Below are 19,901 nucleotides of genomic sequence, written 5' to 3'. Positions count from 1 at the left end.
GTCAAGGATGATCCATGACCGCCCTTCTCCTGCGCCGGTCGGCCAGCCTGTTTCTCACGCTTCTCGCCGTTTCCGGCCTGATCTTCCTTGTGATGCAGGTTCTGCCTGGCGATCCCGCCGCCATCATGCTCGGCACTTCGGCCAGTGCCGATACGCTGGCCGCGCTGCGTCAAGAGCTTGGATTGGATCAGCCGATGCTGGTGCGCTATCTCCAATGGATCGGCGGGCTGGCCTCGGGCGATCTCGGCACCTCCATCACCTATGGCGTGCCGGTGGCCGGGCTGATCGGCGAGCGGCTGGCCGTGACACTGCCGCTCGCCTTCATCGCCATCCTGCTTTCGGTCGCCATCGCCCTGCCGCTCGGCGTGCTCTCGGCGGCAAAGCGCAACGGGCCGGTTGATTATATAGCCGGCTTCGTTTCGCAGCTGTTCATCGCCGTGCCCGGCTTCTGGGTCGGGCTGCTGCTGGCCCTCGTCTTCGCGGTCAAGCTCGGCGTGATGCCTTCCGGCGGCTTCCCCGGCTGGCAGGCGGGCTTCGGCCCGGCGCTGCAGGCGCTGGTTCTGCCGGCCATCGCGCTGGCGCTGCAACAGGCCGGCGTGCTCACCCGCGTCACCCGCTCCGCCGTTGCCGAAGTGTTGGGCGAGGATTTCGTGCGCACCGCCCGCGCCAAGGGGCTTCCAAAGCGTGTGACCCTCTGGCGCCATGCGGTGCGCAATGCGCTGGTGCCTGTCGTCACCATTCTCGGCCTGCAATTCACCTTTCTGATCGCCGGCGCCGTGCTGATCGAAAACGTCTTCAACCTGCCGGGTCTCGGCCGCCTTGCCTATCAGGCACTGACCCAGCGCGATCTGGTGGTGATGCAGGATGTGGTGATGTTCTTCGCCGGCCTCGTCATTCTCGTCAATTTCCTGGTGGACATGTCCTATCTGATCCTTGATCCGCGCCTGCGGGAGGCCAGCCGATGAGCGCCCCTGACTTGCCGCACGCGCCCGCCGCCCGCCAGCGCCCACCTCTGCGGCCGAACCTTGTGATCGGCGGCGCCATCGTGCTGTTTCTCTTCTCGGTCGCGCTCCTCTCGCTGGTCTGGACGCCGCTGCCGCCGACCAAGATGCAGATCGTCATGAAGCTGAAGGCGCCGCTGGAAAAGGGCCTGTTCGGCACGGATCATCTCGGTCGCGATATCGCCTCGATGCTGATGGCCGGCGCCTGGAATTCGCTGTCGATCGCCGTCAGCGCCGTTCTTCTCGGCGCTGCCGCCGGCACGGCGCTGGGGGTGACGGCCGCCGCCCGGCGCGGCCTGTTCGAAGCCATCAGCATGCGCGCCAATGACGTGATCTTCGCTTTTCCGCCCGTGCTCTCGGCCATGATGCTGGGCGCGCTGCTGGGCACGGGGCGCGGCACGGCGATCATCGCCATCGCCGTCTTCATGGTGCCGGTCTTTGCCCGCATCACGGCCGGCGCGGCCGCCCAGGTCTGGGCGCGCGATTATGTTCTGGCGGCGATGAGCGCCGGCAAGGGCCGCGCCCTGATCACGGTCGAACATGTGCTGCCGAATATCGCCAACCAGATCATCGTGCAGGTGGCAATCCAGCTCGGCCTTGCCATCCTCACCGAAGCGGGCCTGAGCTTCCTCGGGCTGGGCATGGCGCCGCCGGCGCCCACCTGGGGCCGGATGCTGGCCGATAGCCAGACCTATCTGGGAACCGCCCCCTGGCTGGCGCTCATGCCGGGGCTCGCCATCGCGCTCACCGTCTTCGGCTTCAACATGCTGGGCGACGGTCTGCGCGACCTGCTCGACCCGCGCGAGAAAGGACGCTCCTGATGTCCGCGCCTCTGCTCGATATTCAAGGGCTCAACATTGCCATGCGCTTGGCCCGCGGCGGCAGGCTGCCGATCGTCAACGATCTCTCCCTGACGCTTCAGGCCGGCGATACGGTGGGCATCGTCGGAGAAAGCGGCTCCGGCAAATCGCTGCTGTCGCTGGCCGTGATGGGCCTGCTCCCGCCCGCCGCTGTCGTGTCCGGCCGCATTCTCTTTGAAGGGCGCGATCTCCTGTCGCTGGACGATGACGGCATGAGCGAGATCAGGGGCCGTCGGATCGGCATGATCTTTCAGGAGCCGATGACGGCGCTGAACCCGGCCATGACCGTGGGCGACCAGATTGCCGAAGGGCTGGTGCGCCATGAAAAGCTTTCCTGGAACGCGGCGCGGGACAGGGCCGTGGAGCTGCTCGACCGGGTCCGCATTCCCGATCCCAAGGCCCGCGCCTCGGCCTATCCGCATCAGATGTCGGGCGGCCAGCGCCAGCGCGTCGGCATCGCCATTGCGGTCGCCATGCGCCCAGCGCTGATGATCGCCGACGAGCCGACCACCGCGCTCGACGTCACCGTTCAGGCCGAGGTGCTGGAGATCCTCGACGATCTCTGCCAGCGCGAGAGCATGGCGCTGATGCTGATCAGCCATGATCTCGGCGTCATCGCCCGCATGTGCGCCCGCACGCTTGTGCTTTATGCCGGCCGGCGGATGGAGGAAGGGGCGACCCGCGCCGTGCTGACCGGGCCCCTGAACCCCTATACCAAAGGCCTGCTACGGGCCGTGCCGCGCCGGCGCGCCGATGACGGACCGCTGGAGACGATCCCCGGCTCCGTTCCGGGCTTCGCCCGCCTGCCGGCCGGCTGCGTCTTTTCCGACCGCTGTCTCGATGTCGTCGCCGCCTGCCAAGCCGGCGAGCCTGCCTGGACGAGCCCCCTGCCCGGCCGGGGCGTGCGCTGTATTCGCGCGGGCGAGGAGGTCAGCGCATGAAGACGCCGCTCATCGATATCCGCCGCCTGACGCGCGACTATGCCGGCGGCGGCCTCTTCGCCAAGCCGAGCCTGACGCGCGCGCTCGACGATCTCACCATGACGGTCGAGGCTGGCACGATCCACGGCATCGTCGGCGAATCCGGCTGCGGAAAATCGACGCTCGCCCGCATCCTCATGGCGCTGGACAAGCCGACTTCGGGCGATGTGCTGTTTGACGGCGAACCGCTGTTTCAGCTTTCGCCGAAGGATCTCATGCGCAAGCGGCGCGATTTCCAGATGGTGTTTCAGGATCCGTTCGGCTCGCTCGATCCGCGCCAGCGCGTCGCGCGCATCGTCGCCGAGCCGCTGCATGTGCTGGAGGTAAAACCCTCGCGGCAGGAAAAGCGCGACCGGGTGATGGCGCTGCTGGAGGCGGTGGGGCTGACTGCCGCCCAGGCCGATCGTTTCCCGCATGAATTTTCCGGCGGCCAGCGCCAGCGCATCGCCATTGCCCGCGCGCTGATCACCGAGCCGAAGCTGGTCGTGGCCGACGAGGCGGTCTCCGCGCTCGATCTCTCGGTGCAGGCGCAGGTCTTGAACCTGATCACCCGGCTGAAGCGCGAGCGCGGCGTCACCTTCCTGTTCATCACCCACAACCTCGCCGTGGTCGATGCAGTGGCCGATCAGGTGGGCGTGATGTATCGCGGCCGGCTGGTCGAAAGCGGCCCGGCGCGCGCGGTGTTCGAGCGGCCGCTGCATCCCTATACGCAGGTTCTGGCCGAGGCCGAGCCGTCCGTCACCAAATTCGGCCGGCCGCCGCGCGCGGAACCGAAGACCAGCCAGCCCCTGAAAGCCGAGCCCGGCCAGGGCTGCGCCTTCCTGCCGCGCTGTCGGCTGGCCAGCCCGCGCTGCGCCAGCGAGGTGCCGGCGCTGCGCAGCGTGCTGCCCGGCCGCCAGGCCGCCTGCCACCATGCCGAGACCATGCTTGCCGAAGAACCGTGAGACGACGCCTGCGGCGCCGCCTTGCCCACTTGATGATTTGATTTGACGAAACCGCCTTTGGCCTCTTGGCCCAGCGGTTTCGGACCAGCCTTGCCGGATATCTGCCCATGACCGACCTTATGACCGATCTTCTCGACCTTTCGATCCCGGACCTCGTCGCCGCCTACCGGAGCAAGCGCGTTTCCCCGCGCGAGATGTGGGACGCGGTGGAAGCGCGGATCGCCACCTTCGAGCCCGAAATTGCCGCGCTCTATGCCTATGACCCCGAGGGCGCGCGCGACATGGCAAAGGCATCTGAGGCGCGCTGGGCGCAGGGCGCGCCGCTCGGCCCGCTCGATGGCGTGCCGACAACGCTGAAGGAGCTGATCGCCACCAAGGGCACGCCGGTACCGCTGGGCACGGCGGCGGTGGAGCTGGTGCCGGCGGCGGCCGATGCGCCGATTGCCGCGCGGCTGCGTGAGGATGGCGCGGTGATCTTCGCCAAGACCACCTGCCCGGATTACGGCATGCTCTCCTCCGGCCTGTCGAGCTTCCACCCCTTGAGCCGCAATCCCTGGGACGTGACGCAGAACCCTGGCGGCTCCAGCGCGGGCGCGGCGGCTGCGGGCGCGGCCGGCTATGGCCCCTTGCATATCGGCACGGATATTGGCGGCTCCGTCCGCCTGCCCGCCGGCTGGACCGGCCTCTTCGGCTTCAAGCCCAGCCATGGCCGCATTCCCGTAGACCCCTATTATGTCGGCCGCTGCGCCGGGCCGATGACGCGCCGCGTGGAAGACGCCGCTTACGCGATGGCCACCCTCTCGCGGCCCGACTGGCGCGACGGCACCAGCCTGCCGCCCAACGATCTGGACTGGCTCGATTTCGATCTGGATGTGAAGGGCCTGCGCATCGGCGTGATGCTGGATGCCGGCTGCGGCCTTGCTTGCGAGCCGGAGATCCGCGACGCCGTGCTGTCCGCCGCCCGCCGCTTCGAGGATGCCGGCGCCATCGTCACCGAGGTCGGCCCGGTCCTGAGCCGCGCCATGCTGGATGGGCTGGACGTCTTCTGGCGGGCGAAATTCTGGGGCGATATCGAGAAGCTGCCGGCCGAACGCCGCGAAAAGATCCTGCCCTATATCTACCATTGGGCGGAGAAAGGGGCCGATGTAACCGGGGTACAGGCCGTTCAAGGCTTCGGCCAGACCATCGAGATGCGCAAGACCTGCGGCGCACTGTTCCAAACGGTCGATGTCGTGCTGTCGCCAACCAATCCGGTCGTTTCCTATCCGGCCGACTGGGCATCGCCCACCAACGACCCGGAACGCCCCTTCGAGCATATCGCCTTCACCGTGCCCTGGAACATGTCGGAGCAGCCGGCCGCCTCGATCAATTGCGGCTTCTCGGCCTCCGGCCTGCCGATCGGCCTGCAGATCGTCGGCCCCCGCTTCGACGACCTCCTGGTTCTGCGCCTGTCCAAGCTCTTCGAGGACTGGACGGGCGGGGTCAAGCAGTGGCCGCAGCCGAAGGGGGTCTGACACAGGCGCGCAAGCCCGGCCGCCCGCCAAAAATTTGCACTTGCGCGCAGCCTGTCATCGGCGCTACCCGCTGCCTGACGCATGGCAAACGGGATCTGCCGCGCTGGCTCAGGGAGCACGTGGATGAGCGGTCAGGACAGTTCAAAGGGATGGCGCTCTTGGCTTGGCGGCTTCGGCCCCTCAGGCAGCGCCACCGCACGGGCAGAGATCCTGCGCTCCGGCCTCGGCGCGTTGGTCGGCATCCTGCTCACCGGGGTGATCGGCCGCCAGATCGGCGGCGAGGTCTTGCCGGCGCTGATCCCCCCGATGGGCGCCTCGGCCGTGCTGCTCTTCGCCGTGCCATCGAGCCCGCTCGCCCAGCCATGGAACCTTCTCGCCGGCAATCTTTCCGCCGCGCTCATCGGCGTGACGGTGGCGCTCTTCGTGCCGGCGCCGCTGCCGGCTGCGGCACTGGCGATCGGCCTGGCGATTGCGGCGATGATGGCGCTGCGCTGCCTGCACCCGCCAAGCGGCGCCGTGGCGCTGACGGCCGTTCTCGGCGGGCCGGCCATTCACGGGCTCGGCTTTGGCTTCGTGATCTGGCCGGTGCTGGGCAATTCGCTCATCCTGCTGGCCGCCGCGCTCGCCTATAACAGGCTCGCGGGCCGGGTTTATCCGCACGCGCCACGACCGGCCCGCACCCCTCACCAGACGCAGGACCCGCCGGCCTTCGAGCGGATCGGCTTCACCTCAGACGATCTCGATGCGGCCATCGAGGACTATGGCCAGTTTCTGGACGTGAACCGCGAGGATCTCGAAACGATCCTCCGGCGTACGGAGCTAAAGGCCCTGCGGCGGCGAAGTGGGCAGACGCGCTGCGGCCAGGTGATGTCGCGCGATGTGGTCGGCGTGGCCCCCGACACAGCGCTGTCCGAGGTGCACCGCCTCATGCGTTTCCATCATATCAAGGCGCTGCCCGTCACCGACGACCACGCCTATATCCTCGGCATCGTCACCCAGACGGATCTACTCGACCGGGCGGACTGGCGCGGCGGCAAACCAGGCATCGGCTTCGGGCAGCGGCTGGCCTTGGCATCGAAGGGCGCCAGCGCACCCAACGGCACGGCAAAGGACATCATGACGACGCCCGTGACCACGGTGACGCCCGATATGGCAATCGTCGAAGCAATCGTGCTGTTTGCCGAGGCGGGGCTGCATTATCTCCCCGTCACGGGCGAGACCGGCCGGCTGGTCGGCATCCTCTCGCAGTCCGACGTGCTGGTGGCCATGCTGGCGGAGCGGCAGGCCGCCGTCTGAGCCGCACGAACGCCGCCCGCGCGCGAGCCATGGGTTGACAGGCGGCATTCACGACTTGGTCAGCGCGGCAGAAAACATCGCTTGCGCGTGCAACCTCTCGACATCCCGCATGTTCGCTCAGTCCCGCCATGGCGGCGGGCTGGTGCGCATCCGCATGTTTTCACGCACCCGCCGCGACGGCCGCCATCGGCACCGATGAGACCAAACCGGAGGCTTTCCATGCGCGCACTCGTCTGGCACGGCAAGGAAGACATACGCTGCGATTCGGTGTCCGATCCGGAGATCGAACATCCCCGCGACGCGATCATCAAGGTGACGAGCTGCGCCATCTGCGGCTCCGACCTGCATCTCTTCCACAATTTCGTTCCGGGCATGATGCCTGGCGACATCATGGGCCATGAGACCATGGGCGAAGTCGTGGAGGTCGGCTCCGGCGTCAACGGCAAGCTGAAGAAGGGCGACCGCGTCGTCATTCCCTTCACCATCACCTGCGGCGAATGCGACCAGTGCAAACGCGGCAATTTCTCCGTCTGCGAGCGCACCAACCGGCGCAAGGATCTGGCCGAAAAGGTCTTCGGCCACACCACGGCCGGCCTGTTCGGCTACACCCATCTGACCGGCGGCTATCCCGGCGGCCAGGCGGAATATCTGCGCGTACCCTATGCCGACAGCACCCACATCAAGGTGCCCGACAGCATGAGTGACGAGCAGGCGCTGTTTTTGAGCGATATCCTGCCGACCGGCTGGCAGGCTGCCGTCCATTGCGACATCGAGCCGACCGATACGGTGGCGATTTGGGGCTGCGGTCCTGTGGGTCAGATGGCGATCCGTAGCGCAATCCTGCTCGGCGCCAGGCAGGTGATCGCCATCGACTGCCTGGAGGAGCGCCTGTCCATGGCCGAGGCCGGCGGCGCCATTCCGATCAACTTCCGCGAAGAAAGCGTTCTCGAACGCTTGAAGCAACTGACGGCGGGCAAGGGGCCGGAAAAGTGCATCGACGCGGTCGGCCTGGAAAGCCACGTCTCGATAAGCCATCCCGACAGCTTTCTCGACCGCGCCAAGCAAATGGTGATGATGGAGAACGACCGGCCGCATGTGCTGCGCGAGATCATCTATGTCTGCCGCCCTGGCGGCATCGTCTCCATTCCCGGCGTCTATTCCGGCCTGGTGGACAAGATCCCGATGGGCGCGGCGATGAACAAGGGGCTGACCTTCCGCATGGGCCAGACCCATGTGAACCGCTTTGCGGCAGACCTCGTCCGGCGCATCGAGGAGGGGCAGATCGACCCGTCCTTCGTCATCACCCACACCACCAAACTGGAGGAGGGGCCCGAGATGTACAAGATATTCCGCAACAAGCAGGACAACTGCATTAAAGTCGTGCTCAAGCCCTGAGGAGAGAAGACCATGGCCTTCCTGTCCAATCTCACCCGCCCCAAGGGCGATCCGAAGATCCTCTCCACAGGTCCGACCGCGCAAACGGGCGCGGAACGGCTTGCCAAGGGGCTTGGCTGGTTCTCGATCGGGCTCGGGCTGACCGAGCTCTTCGCCGCCCGTCGGCTGTCGCGGGGGCTCGGGCTGTATGGCCACGCGCCGCTGATCCGCGCTGTCGGCCTGCGCGAAATCTTCAGCGGCATGATGACGCTTTCGACCGAAAAGGAGATGGGGGTCAAATCGCGCGTGGCCGGTGACGGGCTCGATATCGCCGTGCTGATGGCGGCGCTGCGGCCCGACAATTATCGCCGCGGCAATGCCGCCGCCGCTCTGGCGATGGTCGTCGGCATCACCCTTGTCGATGTCATGGTGGCCAAGGCACTGGCCAGTGAGCGGGCCCGCCCATCCGGGCGCGGCCGCGACTATGGCGATCGCAGCGGCTTTCCCAAGGGCATCGAGGCAGCGCGCAATGTCAGCCGCGACAAGAAGGCTGGCGCCACGCAGCCGACCTCTCCCTCCCTGGCCGCCTCGCCGGCACCGGCCGGCTCGCTGGGCTGAGGCGAGCGGAACACACCCGGATACGCAGACGACGGGTGCACGGATGTGGCACGAGGCAGATGGTCTGCCTCGTGATGCGCGAAAGAGCGAGTTTAGGCGCGGGAGAAGGGCGTTTTGCTCGGTAGACGAGCGGCGGAGATCGATCTTGCCCGAAACTTAAGTGAGCATACGGTTTTCCCTGATCGTTAAGAAAACATGACCGCCAGCAGGGTGCGGGTAAGAATCTGTTAACCATAAAAATCGAAAATCACCCTCAAAGAACCTGATTCTCTGGTGGGTGAGCTTCGTGAGTCGTCAGAAAAGCCGTCAAAATCTTCAGACCGCCCTGCTCAGCCCGATGCTGCTGGGGTTGATATCGGTTACGCTTTCCGCCTGCGGCACGCCCGGCGGGCTGAAGATGAACGCCGCACCGACCGAGGTCGCCCGCGAGAAGGCCATGGCCTTTCCGCCGCCGGGAGGTCCGTCGATCGTCAGCGTCGTCGAGCGTAACTATTCCAATGCGGTTCAGCAGGACATTCTGCTCGAAACCTCGACGGCGACGCCGGGCGAGAACTATCTCAAGGTGCAATTCTTCGGCCCGGCCGCGTCTGGCTTTGCCGGGGGCGAAAGCCTGTCGCTGTCAGGCTTTACCACGGCAAGCATGGCACGCGACCTGCGCGCCCAGTTCCCGAACATGCGCATGAGCATCGCCGCCACCTACCAGCAGAACGGCTATGGCGCCTTTGCCTACGCCTATGGCGTCGACAGCCGCAGCGGCGATGCCTGCCTCTATGCCTGGCAGCAGATCAGCTCGTCTGAACATGCGCGCAATGCCGTCAACGATCTCGGCATGATCCGTACCCGGCTGCGGCTCTGCGAGCGCAACGGCTCGCGCGCCGGGCTTCTTTCGGTCATGTATCACTACACGCTGGCTGGCGGCTTCGCTCATCCGCGCTGGAACCCCTATGGCCCATTGCCCGCGCCCGATCCGCGCATCGGCCAGGTGGGCAAGCCGATCTACAGTCTGCCCGCAGGCGACAGTGCCGTCTCGCCGGAGCCTGCGGCTGCCCCCCGCCGCCGCGCTCGCATCGCCGCCATCGCCGCACCGGTCGATAGCGGCGTGACGGAGCCGGCAGCGCTGCAACAGCCGGCAGCCCGGATGAGTGAAACCGCTCTGCCGGTGCTGGCGCCCCCTGCCGCCACCGCTCTGCCCGCCGTCACCATTCCCGCGCCCATTCTGCCGCAGCCGGCCGACAAGGCGGCAGAAGCGCGCACTGTCGGCATCTCGACCAATCCGCCGGCACCGAGTGTGTCCATGGGCTCGCCGGCAGCCGCGCCCGTCATCCCGGCGGCACCCGTCATTCCGGCCGCCCCTTGCGCCATCACCGGCGCCGCCTGTGCCGGCCCTTAAGAAAATCCCGCCTCCAGGCACCTTCTGAAAGCAAATACTTTCAGAAATTCGCGAGTCCTGGGTGCGGTACAACCAAATTTCAATGTCTGCGTGCCTCAATGCTGACGCAACGCAGGCTCCGGCGATCGCTGGTCGGCCCTGCAATGCGGCGATCAATCTTCCGCGGATCTGCGAACAGGAAACCCAAGCTCATGGCCAAGGCGGTCACCATTTTCATCTGGATGCTCGTGTCCCTGTTCGTGCTCACGCTGGTGACACTGCCGGTAAGCCTGTCGACCCATCTGGTCGCGGCCTTCTGCTGCATGGCGCTGCTCGCGGTGCTGAAGGTCTGCAAGGCGGAAGGAAACTGGCGGCTGATCGGGCTGGGCTTCGGCACGGCGATCGTGCTGCGCTATGTCTACTGGCGCACGACCAATACGCTGCCGCCGGTGAACCAGCTTGAGAACTTCATTCCCGGCTTCCTGCTCTATCTCGTGGAGATGTACAGCGTCGCCATGCTGGCGCTCAGCCTGTTCCTCGTCTCCATGCCGCTGCCGGAGAAGAAGAAGCGCACGGCCAACACGGCCTATCAGCCGCATGTCGACGTTTTCGTGCCGACCTATAACGAGGATGCCCAGCTGCTCGCCAACACGCTAGCGGCCGCCAAGAACATGGACTACCCGGCTGAAAAGCTGACGATCTGGCTGCTTGACGATGGCGGCACGGTTCAGAAGCGCTCGGTGTCCGACGTACCTTCCGCAAAAGCCGCCGAGCGGCGCTATGCCGAACTGAGCAAGCTCGCCGCCGATCTGGGCGTCAACTATCTCACGCGCGAGCGTAACGAACATGCCAAGGCCGGCAACCTCAACAACGGCCTCAAACATTCCAAGGGCGAGCTGGTCGTGGTCTTCGACGCCGACCACGCTCCGGCGCGCGATTTCCTGCAGGAGACGGTCGGGTATTTCGAGGAGGACCCGCGCCTCTTCCTGGTGCAGACGCCTCACTTCTTCCTCAACCCCGATCCGATCGAGCGCAATCTCAACACCTTCGGCCATATGCCGAGCGAAAACGAAATGTTCTACGGCCTGATCCAGCGCGGCCTGGACAAGTGGAACGCCTCGTTCTTCTGCGGCTCGGCCGCCATTCTCCGGCGCCAGGCGCTGGAGGAAACCGATGGCTTCTCCGGCATCAGCATCACCGAGGATTGCGAGACCGCTCTCGCCTTGCATTCGCGCGGCTGGAACAGCGTCTATGTCGACAAGCCGCTGATCGCCGGCCTCCAGCCGGCCACCTTCGCCAGCTTCATCGGCCAGCGCTCGCGCTGGGCCCAGGGCATGATGCAGATCCTCATCTTTCGCCTGCCGATCTTCAAGAGCGGCCTGACGCTTGCCCAGCGGCTTTGCTACATGTCGTCGACGCTGTTCTGGCTGTTCCCTTTCCCGCGCATGATGTTCCTCATCGCGCCGCTGTTCTACCTCTTCTTCGATCTGGAAATCTTCGTCGGGTCCGGCGGCGAGTTCTTCGCCTATACGATGACGTACATGCTCGTGAACCTGCTGATGCAGAACTATCTCTACGGCCGCTATCGCTGGCCCTGGATCTCCGAGCTTTATGAATATGCTCATACGATCCACCTGCTTCCCGCCGTGATCTCGGTGCTGCTCAATCCCAGCAAGCCGACCTTCAAGGTGACCGCGAAGGATGAGTCGATTGCCGAGAGCCGCCTGTCGGAAATCGCCCTGCCGTTCTTCATCATCTTCGCTGTGCTGATCGCCGCCATGGTGATGGTCGTCTATCGCTACTATGCCGAACCGGCCAAGGCCGATGTGACGCTCGTCGTCGGCGGCTGGAACCTGCTGAACCTGATCTTCGCCGGCTGCGCGCTCGGCGCCGTCACGGAGCGGGGCGACAAGTCGGCCGCCCGCCGCGTCAAGGTCAAGCGCCGCTGCGAGTTCCAGGTCGGCGAGACCTGGTACCCCGCCGTCATCGAGAACGTGTCCGTCAATGGCATGCTGGTCCATGTCTACGACAAGACCTTGAAGCCGCTTGCGACCGGCGGCCTGGAGAAGATCCGCGTCATTCCCTACAGCGAGGGCGTGCCGGACACCATGTCGGTCAATATCGTCCGCAGCAGCAAGGGCGAGGGTGAATCCATCAGCCTTGGTTGCACCTTTGCGCCGCAATCTGCCATGGACCACCGCCTGATCGCCGATCTGATGTTCGTCAATTCCTCGCAATGGAGCGAATTCCAGATGGGCAGGCGGAAAAATCCGGGCCTCATCCGCGGCACCATCAGTTTCCTCGGCATTGCGCTCTACCAGACGGGCCGCGGTCTCTACTACTTCACGCGCGGCTTCGGCACGATCCGCCCGAAAATGCCTGTCGTGGCGGCAAAGGCACGGTGATCCCCATGAAGCGCACCCTTCTCGCCTGCCTCTTCGCTGCTGCCCTGCCTGCCACGCTGGCGGCCCAGGAAGCGACGCCCTTTGACATGTCCGGCGAACGCAAGCCGGATGCCAAGCCTGCGGCGAAGGCCTTCGTCGCGCCTGCGCCGGCCGCGCCCGTTCTGGATCCGCGCGGCACGCGCCGGCCCTTTCTTCCGCAAGGCACGCTGCGCCTGGCGGGCGAGCAGGACCAGCGCAGCTTCACGGTGACGCTGACGGCCGAGCAGGCCGCAGCCGCCAACTCCATCACGCTCGCCTATCAGAACGCGATCGTCGTGGCGCCGGAAAACTCACGCCTGTCCCTGAGCATCAACAATGTGCAGGTGGGCGACACCCCGATCGCCGCGCCCGAGGGCGTCGTCAACCTGGCCCTGCCGCTGCCCGCAGGGCTCATGCAGGCCGGGCCGAATATCGTGACGCTTACGGGCACGCAGCGCCACCGCACGGATTGCACCGTCCAGTCTACCTTCGACCTTTGGACCGACATTCAGCCGGATCAGAGCTTCATCGGCTTCTCCACGCCGGTGGCTGGGCGGCTTCTGCGGCTGGAGGATCTGGCTGCCGTCAGTCCGGACCAGACGGGCCATACCAAGATCACCATCGTCGCGCCCGCCTTGGGCAATCCCAGCCGGGCCGATGGGCTCATGCGTGTGGCCCAAGGGCTGGCTCTGCGCATGGGTGGCCAGGCCTTCACCGTGCAGAGCGCGCTGCCGCGGAGCCAGGGGGCCGGCGGCCTGACCGTGCTGCTCGGCACGCAGAGCGAATTGGCAAAACTTGCGCCCGGCCTGCCACCCGAAGCAGCGACCGCGCCGACGCTCGCCTTCATGCCGCTGCCGGAAAGCCCGGCCAGCGCGCTCGTCGTCAGCGGGCCGACGCCGCAGGCGGTGCAGGCGGCCACCGAACGGCTGGCCACGCAGGCACAATCCGAGGGTGAGCGACACAGCCTGTCGACCGCCAGCTGGCGCCTGCCCAACGCGCCTGTCATCACCGGCAAGACCGCCCTGCCGCTGTCGCGCCTCGGCATTGCCACCACGGAATTTTCAGGCCGCAGGCTGCGCACCGACTTCACGGTCGGCCTGCCGTACGATTTCTACGCCAGCGCCTATGGCGAGGCCGAGCTGCTGCTCGATGCCGCCTATGCCGCCAATGTCCTGCCCGGCAGCCGGATCAACATCTATGTCAATGGCAACATCGCCACCACCGCGCCGCTGACGACCCAGGGCGGGGGCCTTCTGCGCCATGTGCCGATCCGCGTGACCATGCGCCACTTCGTCCCCGGCCTGAATACGGTGGCGATCGAAGCGGTGCTGCTGACCGATCAAGACGATGTCTGCTCCACCGGCACGCCCGCGCAGACGACGCCGCGCTTCGCGCTATTCGATACGAGCGAATTCCGCATGCCGGACTTCGGTCGCGCCGCGAACTGGCCCAACCTGGCCGCAACGGCCGGCATGGGCGCGCCCTATGGCGAGACCCAGCCACGGCCGACTGCCCTTTATGTCGACCGGCCGAGCCCGGAAACGCTCTCTGCCGCCGCAACGCTGGTGGGCCAGCTGAGCGCGGCCGCCGGCCATGCATTCCCGGTCGAAACCGTGGGCGCTGCCAATGCGCTGGAGGGCCGCGACGCACTCGTCGTCGGCGCCCTGCCGCAGCTGCCGCCACCGCTCGTTGCGCAAATGGGCCTCGCCCCTGCGGCCGGCACGGCCTGGGCAGGCGGCAAGGCGCAACCGACCGACGGTACGGCCAACGCCATCGACAGCTGGCGCGGCAAGGTGTCGAACGGCAGCTGGATGGATCGGGCCGAAACCGTCGACGGCTGGCTGCGGCGCAATTTCGACCTGTCGCTCGCCTCGCTCGCCGTGCTTCCGCGCGAAGACCTCCGCTACCAGCCGCCTGGTGCCGCCGACATTCTGCTGGCGCAGATGGAAGCGCCCGACGGAAAGGGCACCTGGACGCTGGCGACGGCACCCACCCCCGCAGCGCTTGAGAAGGGTCTCTCCACGCTGATCGAGCCCGGCACCTGGAGCCGCGTCAACGGACGCATCGCCGCCTATGACAGCCGCCGCGCACTGATGGAGACGGTGGCGCCGCGCAAGGTGGTGCTGGCCAGCACGCAGCCCTTCTCGATTACCGGCTGGCGCCTGATTGCCGCCAACTGGATGTCCACGAACATCCTGTCTTTCGCCCTGCTCTTCCTGGTCGCCTTCGCCGCGCTCGGCCTGATCACCACGCTGCTTCTGCGCGGTGTGGGACGGCGGCACTGATGCGCGATCCTTCTTTTCTAACGCTTCGCCTGCGAAGCCGTGGCACGGCCGCCTCGCTTGGCCGCGCCGCCCGCAAGCCCTTCCCGACGGGAGATGCCCATGCATAGGTCAGCCTATTTCCTGCTGTCGTCAGCGCTCTTTGCCGCCATCGGCTTCAATCTCGGCCACCGGACGGCCGAGACGAGCGGCCCGACCGCCCTAACCGGCCAGATGATGCCGGATGACGCGCTCGTCACCGGCAGCCTGCAGCGCCTGGCCGCGACCACGGCGCTTCAACCCGCGCAGGCGTCCCGCCTGGGCCAGATAGAAGTGGCGGAAAGCGCGCCGCCGCCGGTGACGCTGAGCGCGACAGACGCGCCGGCCCCTGTAATTTTGCCGCCGGTCGTGGAGCCGGAAGCACCCGCCGTGCCGGTCAAAAACGACACGGACGGCGCGGATGCCCATGCCGCAAACGTCGATCCGCTGATCGACGTGGACATGGCGCCGGCGCCGCTGGTGGATGAGAGCGCTCTGCGCTTTTTCGCCCAGCAGGGCGACACGCAAAGGCTTCAGGCGGAAATCGCCCGCTTGAAGGCGCTGTATCCCGCTTGGGAGCCGCCTGCCGATCCGCTCGTTCCCCGCGCCAATGTCGATGCCGGGCTGGAGCAGATGTGGAAGCTGCTCGGCACCGGCCGCGTCGATCTCGTCCGCAAGGCGATCGCCATGCGCCAGGAGAAGGATGCCAGCTGGCAACCGCCGGCCAAGCTGACGGAACTCCTGGATCTCGCCGACGCACGCGAACGCCTGATCGCGGCCTCGACAGACAAGCGCTACGATCAGGTCATCGAAGAAGGCGCCTCTCATCCCCAGCTGCTGGTCTGCGCAGACATGGACAGCCTCTGGCGGGTGGCGGAAGCCTTCGCCAAGACGGACCGGACGCAGCGCGCCGAAGACGCATATCGTTACATTTTGACCCAGTGCGACAAGCCGGCCGAGCGTAGCGCCACTGTCCAGAAGGCTGCCTTGCTGCTACCGCCGGCTACCATCGCCGATCTCCTGACGCTGGAGCGCCGCGATGCCTCCGGCAAGGGCGAATTCGACAGCGTGCGCAATGATCTGGCCCGCCAATTCATGTCCGTTGCCGCCAAGGATGCCACGGCTACCGTGCCGCAGGACTATGTCTCGCGGATGGAGACGCTCGCCGAAACCGAGCACCGCGCATCCGATGCGCTGTTGCTCGGCTGGTATCACGAGCGTCGCCAGAAGATGGTGCAGGCCGAATCCTGGTTCCGCAAGGCGCGCGCCACCGAGGATACGGCCGAAGCAGCGCAGGGCCTCGCCCTGACCCTGATCGCCCGCAAATCCCCGGCGGAAGCGGAAGACACGCTGTACCGCTGGCGCGCCGAATCCGATGATGCGCACAAGACCTATCTGGCGGCCGCTGCCAACGTGCTGGCGCTCGATCCGCCCGTTGTGCTGCCGCCGGAGGTTCTGGCGCGCATGGGCCGGGAGGCTGCCGAAGCTCAGGATGCCGGGCTTGCCGAACAGTTCGGCTGGTATGCGCGCACCTTCCGCCAGCCGCAGCTGGCCCTGCAATGGTTCGCCACGGCGCTGGCCTGGAAGCGCGATAGCGAACCGGCTGCCTTCGGCCTGGTATTGACGGCACGCGAGCTCAAGATGCCAGCAGTCGTTGCCCGGCTTCAGGCCGATTGGGCTGGCCGCTCGCCGCGCATCGCCACGCTTGGCAAGGCCGCTGGCCGCACGGAGACGCCGGCGCAGGCCGCGCCTACCGGCCAAGCCGTGCCCGTTGCCCTTTCCGAGATGTTCGCGCCTGTCCAGGCGTCGCAGGCCGCGCCGCAATCGGTACAGGCGATCGATGTCGTTGCGCCGATCGGCGCAGCGCCTGTCCACAGCCAGGCCGCAGCCGGCACGCCGGCTATCGCCGCTGCCCAGCCGGCTGCGCCCACGGCAGCGGCATCGGCAATGGAGCTTGCCTATGCGCAGGCGCCTGTCGAAGCCGCGCCGCCGCGCCGCGCCGCCAAGGCGCGCAGCAGCAGTGCCGGCAAGCGCAACTGCACGAACACGGTCGATGCCACGACGCTTTCACCACCAGCAGCGCTGCAACGCGGCTGGTGCCTGATGGAGCTCAACCGTCCGGCCGAAGCGAGCCGCGCCTTCGATGCGGCGTTGAAGAGCGGCGACCGCAAGACGCGCGGTGATGCCGCCTATGGCCAGAGCCTCGCCTTCCTGCGCCTTGGCCTGACGGAAAATGCCGCTGCCGCTGCCACGCGCGGGCAGATGGACCAGCACAAGGCCGCAGAGTTGCAGGTGGCGCTCTTGACCAATCGTGCACTCTCCGCCTTCCAGGCCAAGCGCTACACCGAAGCGCTGCTGCTCCTCGACCGCCGCGCCGAGCTGGCACCGGAGCGCGCCGACCTGATGGTGCTGCGCGGCTATGCATACATGTCGATGAAACGTTACAGCCAGGCGATCCAGATCTTCGAAAGCGTCGCCGCCACGGGCAATCGCGATGCGATCAAGGGCCTGGCCGAAGCCCGCGCCGCCAAGAACCCGACGCCGGGCGGTTGAGAGCTCTCCTGACGTTTCACTACAGTGGAACGTCAGGATCACCACAATCGAGCGAGCGGCGCGGGCTGGTCGCGCTCAATAGCGCGCGATTGCCAGGTCGGTCGCGTCGATTTCGGGTTTGCGGCCTGAGACGAGATCGCTGATCACCCGGGCCGAGCCCGTGCTCATGGTCCAGCCCAGCGTGCCGTGGCCGGTGTTGAGAAACAGGCCTTGCACCTTGGTCGGGCCAATCACCGGCGTGCCGTCCGGCGTCATCGGCCTGAGGCCGGACCAGAAGCTCGCCCGGCTCACATCGCCGCCGGGGAAGAGATCGGTAACCGAATGTTCGAGCGTGCGCCGCCGGGCCGGGGCGAGATCGTTGGTATAGCCCGAAATTTCCGCCATGCCGCCCACGCGGATACGCTCGCCCAGCCGGGTGATGGCGATCTTATAGGTCTCGTCCATCACGGTGGATTCCGGCGCACGCGCGGCATCGATGATCGGCAGCGTCAGCGAATAGCCTTTGACCGGATAGACCGGCAGGCTGATGCCGAGCGGCGCGACGAGCAGCGGCGAATAGCTGCCGAGCGCCACGACAACGGCATCCGCCGCCATCCGCCCCCTCGCCGTCATCACCGCGCGAATTTTGCCCGCTTCGGCATCGAGGCCGTTGATGGCCGTGTTCCAGAGAAAGGTGACCCCCAAAGCCTCGGCCTTGGCCGTCAAAGCCTGGGTGAATTTGAAGCAGTCGCCGGTTTCGTCCGCCGGCGTCAGCAGGCCGCCGACGATCTTTTCGCGCACATGGCCAAGCGCCGGCTCGACGCGCACACAGGCTGCGGGATCGAGCACCTCATAGGGAATGCCATCGGCGGCCAGCGCCTTGACGTCTTTGGCGGAGGCTTCGAGCTGCTGGGTGGTGCGAAACAGCTGCAGCGTGCCCTGCATGCGCTCGTCGTAGGCAATGCCCGTCTCAGCCCGCAGCGCGGCCAGCGACTGCCGGCTGTAATCGGCGAGCCGCAGCATGCGGCTCTTGTTCAACGCATAGCGCGCGCTGGTGCAGTTGGACAGCATGCGCACCATCCAAGACAGCATGGCGCGATCGAGCTTCGGCCGGAGAATGAGCGGCGCATGCTCCATGAACAGCCATTTCAGGGCCTTCATCGGAATTCCCGGCGCGGCCCAAGGCGAGCAATAGCCAAACGACACTTCACCGGCGTTGGCAAAGCTCGTCTCCAGCGCGGCCGCCGGCTGGCGGTCGATGACCGTGACATCATGGCCGGCGCGGGCAAGCTGATAGGCGGTGGTGACGCCGATGACGCCGGCGCCGAGAACGATGACTTTCATGAGCGTGTCTCGCGTGAGGGAAGGAACGATGCGGCGCGGCGCCGCCAAGATGACGGAGGCTGAAGACGAAGAGCAGTCAGCGGTAAATCCGGGGGTAGCGGTGACCCAGCCGGGTGAAGATTTTACAGGCATCTGCCTTCAACACAGCCGCGCGTGCGGCGGGCGACACGCCCTCGGCCAGCAGGCGATGATTGCGCTTGAGCGCGCCGACATCGATCGTGAGAATGCCAGGCGCGGCCCCCGCGCGCGCCATCTCGCTCATCCGGTCCTGCCGCATGATCCCATCCATGTCCGAACCCCTTTATTTTCAGGGAATGATATTGAAAGGATCGGAGAATGTTCGCGGGATCATTGATTGATTATGCGAAGAAAGATGTTTTATTCGAAGATATCACGATGAATTGGAATGTTTCGCATGAGCGCGCTTGACGCTATCGACCGCAATCTCCTGCGCCTTCTGCGGCTCAATGCGCGCATGAGCAACGCAGCACTTGCCGCCGAAGTCGGGCTCTCGCCGTCGGCCTGCCTCAGGCGCATTCGCATTCTGGAAGAACAGGGGGTGATCCGGGGCTATACGGCGCTCATCGATCCCGGCCAATCGGCTCAGGCGATCGCGGTGATCGTCAACATCACGCTGGAGCGGCAGACGGAGGAGTATCTCAATCGCTTCGAGGCGGCGGTGCGCCGGCATCCGGAAATCCAGGAATGCTATCTGATGACCGGCGGATCGGATTATCTGCTGAAGGTGGAGGTGGACAACGCCGGCGCCTTCGAGCGCATCCACAAGGAGATCCTCTCCGCCCTCCCGGGCGTCTTACGCATCCATTCGAGCTTCTCCATCCGCAATGTGCTGGCAACGCGGGCGAAGGGGCGGCGGTAGAGTACCCTTATGGGCTGCGCGACATTGACAAAGCCTGGCGAAATGACGATCTTCTGAGCATGTTCGAGCGGTGCATGCGCAGGTCTCCACGGGAGATAATGGCGTTCGAGATGGAACCGCCCAGATAGACCTATCGGCAGCCTCGATCGGCTGCCCTTATGGACAGAGGCGGAGATTGACATGGTCGGATCAAAGGCAAAGGCTCGACCTTCTTATTCCGGATCCAGCAAGGCTCGTCATTCGAAAACAGTCGCCACGACTAAGACGGATGAAAGCACGCTTGCATGGCAGCGCGAAAACCGCTGCGGCCCCGACTATGATCCGGACTATTTCGACAAGCTTGAGGGCTATTTCGAGGAAGAACTCGGTCCGCTCGGTGATTTCAAGCCTGTGGCCGCTTGATCTGGCCGAACTGCGGTGAAGCCTAGCGATTGCTTTGACACGTCCATGATCCCACTTCCTTCGA

General features: G+C 66.1%; 16 protein-coding genes. 14 read left to right on the top strand and 2 right to left on the bottom strand.

Annotated features, from left to right (window positions below):
• Positions 1 to 14: 14 nt before the first annotated feature.
• The 12 genes from BMX61_RS11295 to BMX61_RS11240 all read left to right on the top strand — a co-directional run bounded on the left by BMX61_RS11295 (position 15) and on the right by BMX61_RS11240 (position 17,232).
• Positions 15 to 965, top strand: coding sequence for an ABC transporter permease (locus tag BMX61_RS11295; RefSeq protein ID WP_075629727.1), 951 nt, complete (start codon positions 15 to 17; stop codon positions 963 to 965).
• Complete coding sequence (locus BMX61_RS11290) at positions 962 to 1,822, top strand: ABC transporter permease (protein ID WP_075629728.1); 861 nt, start codon at positions 962 to 964, stop codon at positions 1,820 to 1,822. The genes BMX61_RS11295 and BMX61_RS11290 overlap by 4 nt, the downstream gene beginning before the upstream one ends.
• Entirely contained in the window at positions 1,822 to 2,802 is a 981-nt protein-coding gene (locus BMX61_RS11285; RefSeq protein WP_075629729.1) for an ABC transporter ATP-binding protein, read from the top strand. Before BMX61_RS11290 ends, BMX61_RS11285 begins: the two co-directional genes overlap by 1 nt.
• Positions 2,799 to 3,785 carry an ABC transporter ATP-binding protein gene (locus BMX61_RS11280; RefSeq protein ID WP_075629730.1) on the top strand — a complete coding sequence of 329 codons (987 nt, stop codon included), beginning with the start codon at positions 2,799 to 2,801 and terminating at the stop codon, positions 3,783 to 3,785. The genes BMX61_RS11285 and BMX61_RS11280 overlap by 4 nt, the downstream gene beginning before the upstream one ends.
• A gap of 119 nt (positions 3,786 to 3,904) precedes the next feature.
• Complete coding sequence (locus tag BMX61_RS11275; RefSeq protein ID WP_075629731.1) at positions 3,905 to 5,299, top strand: amidase; 1,395 nt, start codon at positions 3,905 to 3,907, stop codon at positions 5,297 to 5,299.
• Positions 5,300 to 5,422: 123 nt separating this feature from the next.
• Positions 5,423 to 6,595, top strand: coding sequence for an HPP family protein (locus BMX61_RS11270; RefSeq protein WP_083639633.1), 1,173 nt, complete (start codon positions 5,423 to 5,425; stop codon positions 6,593 to 6,595).
• A 219-nt stretch (positions 6,596 to 6,814) separates the two neighbouring features.
• Positions 6,815 to 7,990: a zinc-dependent alcohol dehydrogenase gene (locus BMX61_RS11265; protein ID WP_075629732.1), complete on the top strand. Its 1,176-nt coding sequence runs from the start codon at positions 6,815 to 6,817 to the stop codon at positions 7,988 to 7,990.
• Positions 7,991 to 8,002: 12 nt separating this feature from the next.
• Positions 8,003 to 8,587, top strand: coding sequence for a hypothetical protein (locus tag BMX61_RS11260; protein WP_075629733.1), 585 nt, complete (start codon positions 8,003 to 8,005; stop codon positions 8,585 to 8,587).
• A gap of 286 nt (positions 8,588 to 8,873) precedes the next feature.
• Positions 8,874 to 9,977, top strand: coding sequence for a cellulose biosynthesis protein BcsN (gene bcsN, locus BMX61_RS11255; protein WP_139198913.1), 1,104 nt, complete (start codon positions 8,874 to 8,876; stop codon positions 9,975 to 9,977).
• A gap of 191 nt (positions 9,978 to 10,168) precedes the next feature.
• Positions 10,169 to 12,361 carry a UDP-forming cellulose synthase catalytic subunit gene (gene bcsA, locus BMX61_RS11250; RefSeq protein ID WP_075629735.1) on the top strand — a complete coding sequence of 731 codons (2,193 nt, stop codon included), beginning with the start codon at positions 10,169 to 10,171 and terminating at the stop codon, positions 12,359 to 12,361.
• Between the two features lie 5 nt (positions 12,362 to 12,366).
• A complete protein-coding gene (locus BMX61_RS11245; protein ID WP_083639634.1) occupies positions 12,367 to 14,664 on the top strand; it encodes a cellulose biosynthesis cyclic di-GMP-binding regulatory protein BcsB in 2,298 nt (765 codons plus the stop codon).
• A 99-nt stretch (positions 14,665 to 14,763) separates the two neighbouring features.
• The gene (locus BMX61_RS11240) at positions 14,764 to 17,232 is read left to right on the top strand and encodes a tetratricopeptide repeat protein (protein WP_075629736.1); all 2,469 of its coding nucleotides are present in this window, start codon (positions 14,764 to 14,766) and stop codon (positions 17,230 to 17,232) included.
• 75 nt (positions 17,233 to 17,307) lie between these two features.
• Here the strand turns inward: BMX61_RS11240 and BMX61_RS11235 are convergent, their stop codons facing one another.
• Both BMX61_RS11235 and BMX61_RS11230 read right to left on the bottom strand, forming a co-directional pair.
• Positions 17,308 to 18,555, bottom strand: coding sequence for a D-amino acid dehydrogenase (locus tag BMX61_RS11235; RefSeq protein WP_075629737.1), 1,248 nt, complete (start codon positions 18,553 to 18,555; stop codon positions 17,308 to 17,310).
• A gap of 76 nt (positions 18,556 to 18,631) precedes the next feature.
• Entirely contained in the window at positions 18,632 to 18,844 is a 213-nt protein-coding gene (locus BMX61_RS11230; RefSeq protein ID WP_075629738.1) for a hypothetical protein, read from the bottom strand.
• A gap of 126 nt (positions 18,845 to 18,970) precedes the next feature.
• Here BMX61_RS11230 and BMX61_RS11225 point away from each other — a divergent pair, with 126 nt between their 5' ends.
• Together BMX61_RS11225 and BMX61_RS11220 are read left to right on the top strand one after the other, a co-directional pair.
• Positions 18,971 to 19,435: an Lrp/AsnC family transcriptional regulator gene (locus BMX61_RS11225; protein ID WP_075629917.1), complete on the top strand. Its 465-nt coding sequence runs from the start codon at positions 18,971 to 18,973 to the stop codon at positions 19,433 to 19,435.
• A 180-nt stretch (positions 19,436 to 19,615) separates the two neighbouring features.
• Positions 19,616 to 19,837, top strand: coding sequence for a hypothetical protein (locus tag BMX61_RS11220; protein ID WP_075629739.1), 222 nt, complete (start codon positions 19,616 to 19,618; stop codon positions 19,835 to 19,837).
• The last annotated feature ends 64 nt before the right edge of the window (positions 19,838 to 19,901 follow it).

Source organism: Xaviernesmea oryzae (assembly GCF_900109605.1).
GTDB lineage: Bacteria > Pseudomonadota > Alphaproteobacteria > Rhizobiales > Rhizobiaceae > Xaviernesmea > Xaviernesmea oryzae.
This window is presented reverse-complemented; position numbering and strand designations above follow the sequence as displayed.